The following is a 6516-nucleotide window of genomic DNA, read 5'->3' as shown; positions in this document are numbered from 1 at the left end:
GCGCGCCCCGCGCGGCGCGCCCGGGGCGCCGCGCCGGGCCGGCCACCCATCCCCGGCGGGGGGCGGGGCCGCTGCGGGGGGGCGCGTTGGGGGCCCCCCCGGCGGCGCCCGCGGCGCGGCGGGCGGCGAGCACGTCCGCGTACTCCGCGGGCGTGCGCACCGAATCGGCGCGCAGCAGCCCGTCGACGTCCCACCCCTGCTCGGCGAGCACCTCGCGGATGGCGCGGTAGGACGGGGATTCGAAGTTCCCGGGCACCTGGAAGGCGAACGTGGCGCCGTCGGGCAACGCGGGCAACCAGCCGCGCAGCAGGTCGACGTGCTCGGGCACCCACTGCAGCACCGCGTTGCACAGCACCACGTCCACGTCCGGCGCGGGCCGCCAGTCCCGCACGTCCTGCAGCCGGGCGTCAACGCCGTTGCCGCGCGCGGCCTCGACCATCTGCGGCGAGGAATCGGTGGCCTCCACCGCGGCGTCCGGCCAGCGTCCGGTGAGCAGCCGGGTGAGGTTCCCGGCGCCGCAGCCCAGGTCGACGACGCGGCGGGCGGGTCGCTGCGGCACGCGGGCCAGCAGGTCGTGCGCGGGGCGATCGCGCTGTTCGCTGAACGACAGGTACTTCCGCGGATCCCACACGGCGCGAACAGTACGACCGTACTGCACGGATGTCCAGGTCCCGGAGCTGTCAGCGCGACCGGTGCAGGCGCTGGGCCACCTCCGCCGCCACCGGCGCCAGCGACCGCTCGTCGGTGCCCGGATCGGCGCGCACCTGCAGCACCAACCCGTTGCGGCCCGGCACCTTCCGCTGCACGAACCGCGCGCCGCCGCCGGGCAGCTCGCGGTGCTCGGTGCTGCGGATCGACCCGGTCACCCGCGTGTGCACGACCTCCGGCAGCGTCCCCGGTTCGGCGAGCCGCAGGCGCAGCGGGCGCAGGTCCCGCAGCAGCACCGCGTCCCCCGCCGACCCGGACTCCACCGCCTCGACCACGATCAGCACGCCGTCCCGCCAGGTCGCCTTGCTCACCAGGTGCCAGCCCAGCAGCCGCCCCTCCGGCAGCCACAGCCCGAGGTGCGTGGCGACCAGCGGCCCGTCCGCCGCGCGCGCCACCGCCAGCACCCGCTCGTCGGCGCCGAGCGCACCGGCGAAGTCGGCGGGCACCTCGGCGGTGCCGGACAACCGGGCGGCGAACCGGCGCAGCCAGGTCATCACAACGCGCCCGAGGCCTGGTGCAGCAACGACTGCCGGTACTGCTCCAGCGCCAGCATGTCGCCGAACAGCGAGTTGTACTCGTCCGGGTTCTCCGTCGGCGAGGTGCGCTGCACCCGCGACTTGATGTCCGCGATCTGGCGCCCCACCATGATCTCCTGCAGCCGGGCGATCACCCCCGCCACGTAGCGCGGGTCCTCTTCCGACTTCGTGTCCAGCGCCTCCACCGCCAGCAGCGTGAGCAGCCGCCGCGTCACCTCGTCCTGGCACTCGCGGCCCACCGCGTCCACCAGTCCCGCCCCGGACAGGCCGGACATGGTGCCGCCCGCCGCGACGATCGCCTGGTGCAGCTCGGCGTAGACCGGTTCGGTGAACGCCTCCTCCGGCAGCGAGTCGTAGACCGGGCCGGACAGCGCGGGCACCTGCAGCGCCAGCTTCAACGTCTCCCGCTGGCACCAGCGCGGGTCGTCCCGGCGCGGCCGCGGCGGCAGCTCCACGTCCATGCCCAGCGACCCCTGGTCGGGGTTGCGCGGCGCCCGGCGGCGCTGCGGCTTGGCCGGCGCGCCCGCGGACTCGCGGACCCGGCGCACGATCTGGTTCTCGTCGTTCCAGCCGACCCAGCCGGACAGCTGCACCGCGTAGCCGTCGCGGCGCTCCACGTCCTTGATCTGCGCCACCAGCGGGACGGTGCGCTTGAGCGCCTCCACCCGGCCGTCCACCGAATCGAGGTCGTACTCGGTGAGCAGGCTGCGGATCGCGAACTCGAACAGCGGCTTGCGCCGCGCCACCAGGTCCCGCACCGCGGTGTCCCCGCTGGCCTGGCGCAGCTCGCACGGGTCCATGCCGTCCGGAGTGATCGCCACGTAGGTCTGGGTCGCGAACTGCTGCTCGCCGTCGAAGGCCTTCAGCGCCGCCTTCTGCCCGGCCGCGTCCCCGTCGAAGGTGAAGATGACCTCGCCGCGGAACGCGTTGTCGTCCATCATCAGCCGCCGCAGCACCGAGATGTGGTCGTCGCCGAACGCCGTACCGCAGGACGCGATCGCCGTCGGCACGCCCGCCAGGTGCATCGCCATCACGTCGGTGTAGCCCTCGACGACCACCGCCTGGTGCCGCTTCGCGATCTCCCGCTTGGCCAGGTCGATGCCGAACAGCACCTGCGACTTGTTGAAGATCGGGGTGGCGGAGGTGTTGACGTACTTCGCCTCGATCGGGTCGTCGTCGTGGATGCGGCGCGCGCCGAAACCGACCACATCCCCGGCCAGGTCCTTCAACGGCCACAGCAGCCTGCGGTGGAACCGGTCCAGCGGGCCGCGCCTGCCCTCCTTCGACAGGCCGCACTTGTACAGCTCGTCGAGCTCGAAGCCCTTGCCCAGCAGGTGCTTGGTCAGCTTGTCCCAGCCGGACGGGGCGAAACCGCAGCCGAAGCGGGTCGCGGCGGCCTCGTCGAAACCGCGCTCGGCGAGGTACTCGCGGCCCGGCAGCGCCTCCGGCGAACGCAGGTGCTCGGCGTAGAACTCGGCGGCGAGGCGGTGCGCCTCCACCATCCGCGCGCGGGTGCCGCGGTCCCGCTTCGGGCCCGGCGTCCCGCCCTCGTAGGTGAGCTGCAGCCCGGCCCGGTCGGCCAGCCGCTCCACGGATTCGACGAAACCCAGGTGCTCGGACTTCATGAGGAAGGCGATGACGTCGCCGCCCTCACCGCAGCCGAAGCAGTGGAAGGTGCCGTGGCTCGGGCGCACGTTGAACGACGGGGTCTTCTCGTCGTGGAACGGGCACAAGCCCTTCAGAGCACCGCCGCCGGCGTTGCGCAACGCCACGTATTCGCCGACGACCTCGTCGATCCGGATGCGGTCACGTACCTCGGCGACATCGCTATCTCGGATCCTTCCAGCCACCCGGCCAGTCTAGGCGTCGCGCACGACACACCGACGGGTGTCCCCGCGGGGCGCACAATCGGCGCATGACCAACGCCGGTCCGGAACTCGCCGCCGAGTTCGACGCCCACCGAGCGCGGCTGATCGCGCTCGCCTACCGGCTCACCGGCGGGCTCGCCGACGCCGAGGACGCCGTGCAGGAGGCCTGGCTGCGGCTGGCCCGCGAACCCGGTGAGATCCGCGACCTCGGCGCCTGGCTGAGCACCGTCGTCGGCCGGCTCTGCCTGGACAAGGTGCGCTCCGCCGCGCACCGGCGGGAGCGGTACGTGGGGCCGTGGCTGCCCGAACCGGTGGTGAGCCCGCTGGGCGCGCCCGACCCGCAGGACGTGGTGACCGGCCGCGAGGAACTGCGGATGGCGGCGCTGCGGCTGCTGCACGAACTGCCCGCCGAGCAGCGGTTCGCGTTCGTGCTGCACGACGGGTTCCAGGTGCCGTTCGGCGAGATCGCCGACCTGCTCGGCTGCCCGGCCGCCACCGCCCGCCAGTACGCGTCCCGGGCGCGGCGGTCCCTGGCCGAGGGCACCCCGCCGCGCGCGCCGCTACCCCGGCAGCAGGAGGTCGTCGACCGGTTCATGGCCGCGGTGACCAGCGGTGACGTGGCCGAGCTGACCCGGCTGCTGCACCCACGGGCGGCGCTCTACGGCGACGGCGGCGGGCAGGCGTCCACCGCCCGGCGGCCCGTCGTGGGCGCGGACAAGATCTCCCGGTTCCTGCTGGGGCTGGTGGCCAAGTACGGCACCGCCTCGCTCGCCGGATCGTTCCCGGTGCTGGTCAACGGCGATCTCGGCGTGTTCGTGCCGGGCGACCCGGACGACCCGACCGGGCGCACCTCGTTCCGGCGGGTGCTGGTGTTCACCGTGGCCGGCGACCGGATCGCGGAGCTGCACGACCTGGTGAGCCCGGACAAGCTGGCGCACCTCGACCCGGCCGCCTTCGATTCCTGATCGAGGGCCGCGCCGCCGGACGGGGACCCGGCCCGCGCCTCACGGCATCGGCACCCGGCACGCCTCGCCGGAGGCGAAGCCCTGCGCGGTGAGGCCCAGCGCGTGGTTCATGCGGGTCCGCTGGTTCTCCAGCGCGATCAGGTATGTCAGCTCCAGCAGTCCCCGGTGGCCGAGCCTGCGGTCCAGCTCCGCGACCTGCTCGTCGGTCACCCGCACCGGCAGCTCGGTCATCGCGTCCGCGTACTCCACGACCAGCCGATCCAGTTCGGTGAACCGCGGCGAGGTGCGGTGGTCGTCGATCTCCCGCAGCCGCGCCACGTCCAGCCCCTCGTCGCGCTGCAGCATCGTGCCGAAGTCCACGCACCACGAGCAGCCGATGCGGGTCGCGGTCCGGAACACGGCCAGCTCCCGCAGGCTCGCCGGCAGCACCCGCGCCGCCCGGTCCACCGCCAGTTCCGCGGTGCAGGACGCCAGCAGCAGGCCCCGGTGGTGCGCGAGCACCGCCATCGGGTCCGGCACCGCACCGAAGCGGCGGCGGGCGTAGCGGTAGGCGAGCTTCGTCAGCAGTCCCACCCGCCGAGCGGGCAGGCGTTCGATCCGCGGCATGATCACTCCCGGTGGTCCCCGCCCGCCGGATGCGGGCGATCCACCACCGGGACGGGCGAGCGACCCGGAACGTGACAGCGCGCAGGTGAACGGCGCCTCCCCGAAGCGGAAGCGCCGTCCACCTCCGGGTCAGGACGGGTCGGTGACGCGGGCGAGGAAGTAGACCGCACCGGATTCGCGGTGGCGGACCAGGAACAGGAACGGGCGGTCCACCCGCACCCGGATCGGGTCGGGTTCGCGGACGATCGCGGTCAGCCGCATCATCGCCGCGGTCGCCGCCGCGCCTTCCAGCCCGGCCTCGTCCACGCGCAGCACCGCCTGGTGCACGATCGCCGAGATCTTCAGCGGTGCCTCGGTGAGCGCGCTGAAGTCCGCGCCCGGGGTGAACGCGGTGCGCACGCCGAGCGCACCGAGCGGTTCGGTGAGCTCCGCTTCCGCGGTGACGTCGAAGCGCGGCAGGAACAGCTCCACCCGCTGGTCGCGGCGCTGCGCCAGCAGTGCGTCCAGGTCGGCGGCGCTCAGCTCCGGTTCCGCGGTGGCGAGGTCCTCGTCGGGCAGCAGGACCACGGCCTCCGCTCCGCCCGCGGCGGGCAGCGCGATCGCCTGCCAGCCGCCGGCCGCGGCGTACCCGAGGCTGCGGGTGGTGGTCATCGTCGGTACCGCCCGCTGCCCGCCGGGCGCGTGGAACGGCTGCTCGGCGGTCCGCTTCGCGTCGAAGGCCTCCCGCCAGGACACCTTCAGGTAGAGCGCGTTGACCAGGGCGGCGACCGTCTCGGGGTCGACGGCGCCCGGGTCGAGCAGTTCCGGGATGAGGTCGCGCGTCGTCTCCGCCACGTCGGCGTTGATCAGCCGCCGGGCGCCGTCGGGGTCGTCGCGGAACGGGGCGGTGCGGACGGCGCTGCCGGGCCACTGCCCCAAGGTGCGCAGGAACTCCTCGCGCACCGGGAGCCCGTCGTGCGCCCACAGCGTGTTGGCGACCGCCAGCACCGGCGCTTCCGCCGAGCCGGTCGCGGACAGCTCCGCGGCCGGGGACAGCGCCCCGCGCACGGCTTCCGGATCGGGGGCGCGCAGTGCCGTCAGCAGTTCGTCCCGGGTGTCGCCCGCCGCGGCCGCGGTGGCCAGGCCGAGCGCGCTGGCCACCGAGTACGGGGACCAGGTGAACGATCGGTCCGGCGCGGGGGCGAGCCGGTGGTGCAGGGCCAGGCTGAAGTCGAGGTGCTCGGTCACGGCCGGGTGGGCTCCGTTCGGCGCGGCGGCGGTTCGGGGAGGATCTCCCCCGCCGAGTCTGCCACTCCGCACGGGCCGCGGGCCGGTCCTGGCGACTTCCAGCGCCCGCCGCTGCGAACGCGTTCGCCGGCGGCGGAGCGACCGACCTCGGCCGGCGATCCCTCGCGGGACGGCGTCGTCGCGACCGCGGGCGGAATCGCCGCGGTGCGGTCGCCGCGCTTCGGCCGCCCTCGCGGGTCCGGCTAGCTGACGGATTCCTCGATGTCCGACAAGCCCATGAGGCGCAGTTCCTGCGCGATGTACTCGGCCGCCCGGCGCGCTTCGGGGTCGCGCCAGCGCAGGTCGTTCACCCAGTCCGCGAGGTTGTCGGTGTTCACGTAGGGCTCGCCGTCGACGACGAGCTTCTGGATGTAGTGCCGGTTCGGCATCGAGGCTCTCCTTGCGGCGCGGGGACGGGTCGGGGGTCGCGCCACCTGCACAGCAAGTCGGGGGGGGGGGGGGGGGGGGGGGGGCCCGCCCCCCCCCGGGGGGCGCGCCGCCGCGGCGGCCCCGGCGGCGCGCCCCCCCCCCCCGCCGCGAAAAAACCACCAAAGGGGGTGGTGGAGT

The 6516-nt window shown here is 74.5% G+C and carries 6 protein-coding genes; 1 reads left to right on the top strand and 5 read right to left on the bottom strand.

The window, feature by feature from the left end; genetic code table 11:
• Positions 1-680: 680 nt before the first annotated feature.
• Entirely contained in the window at positions 681-1202 is a 522-nt protein-coding gene (locus LCD35_RS11630; protein WP_225044167.1) for a hypothetical protein, read from the bottom strand.
• The gene (dnaG, locus tag LCD35_RS11625) at positions 1202-3094 is read right to left on the bottom strand and encodes a DNA primase (RefSeq protein WP_224966330.1); all 1893 of its coding nucleotides are present in this window, start codon (positions 3092-3094) and stop codon (positions 1202-1204) included. Before dnaG ends, LCD35_RS11630 begins: the two co-directional genes overlap by 1 nt.
• A 65-nt stretch (positions 3095-3159) precedes the next feature.
• On the opposite strand from dnaG, the gene sigJ reads away from it, so the two are divergent.
• Positions 3160-4077: an RNA polymerase sigma factor SigJ gene (gene sigJ, locus LCD35_RS11620; RefSeq protein ID WP_225044166.1), complete on the top strand. Its 918-nt coding sequence runs from the start codon at positions 3160-3162 to the stop codon at positions 4075-4077.
• A 39-nt stretch (positions 4078-4116) separates the two neighbouring features.
• On the opposite strand, the gene LCD35_RS11615 is transcribed toward sigJ, so the two are convergent.
• The 3 genes from LCD35_RS11615 to LCD35_RS11605 all read right to left on the bottom strand — a co-directional run bounded on the left by LCD35_RS11615 (position 4117) and on the right by LCD35_RS11605 (position 6338).
• On the bottom strand, positions 4117-4683 hold the full coding sequence (locus tag LCD35_RS11615) for a carboxymuconolactone decarboxylase family protein (protein ID WP_224959427.1): 567 nt from the start codon (positions 4681-4683) through the stop codon (positions 4117-4119).
• 129 nt (positions 4684-4812) lie between these two features.
• Complete coding sequence (locus LCD35_RS11610; protein WP_224959428.1) at positions 4813-5910, bottom strand: serpin family protein; 1098 nt, start codon at positions 5908-5910, stop codon at positions 4813-4815.
• Positions 5911-6152: 242 nt separating this feature from the next.
• Positions 6153-6338 (bottom strand): hypothetical protein, encoded by a 186-nt coding sequence (locus LCD35_RS11605; RefSeq protein WP_224959429.1) that lies wholly within the window; start codon positions 6336-6338, stop codon positions 6153-6155.
• Positions 6339-6516: the final 178 nt, after the last annotated feature.

Source organism: Saccharopolyspora sp. 6V (assembly GCF_020176785.1).
Classification (GTDB): Bacteria; Actinomycetota; Actinomycetes; order Mycobacteriales; family Pseudonocardiaceae; genus Saccharopolyspora_C; species Saccharopolyspora_C gregorii.
The sequence above is the reverse complement of the archived record's forward strand: the minus strand, read 5'-3'. Positions and strand labels throughout refer to the sequence as shown.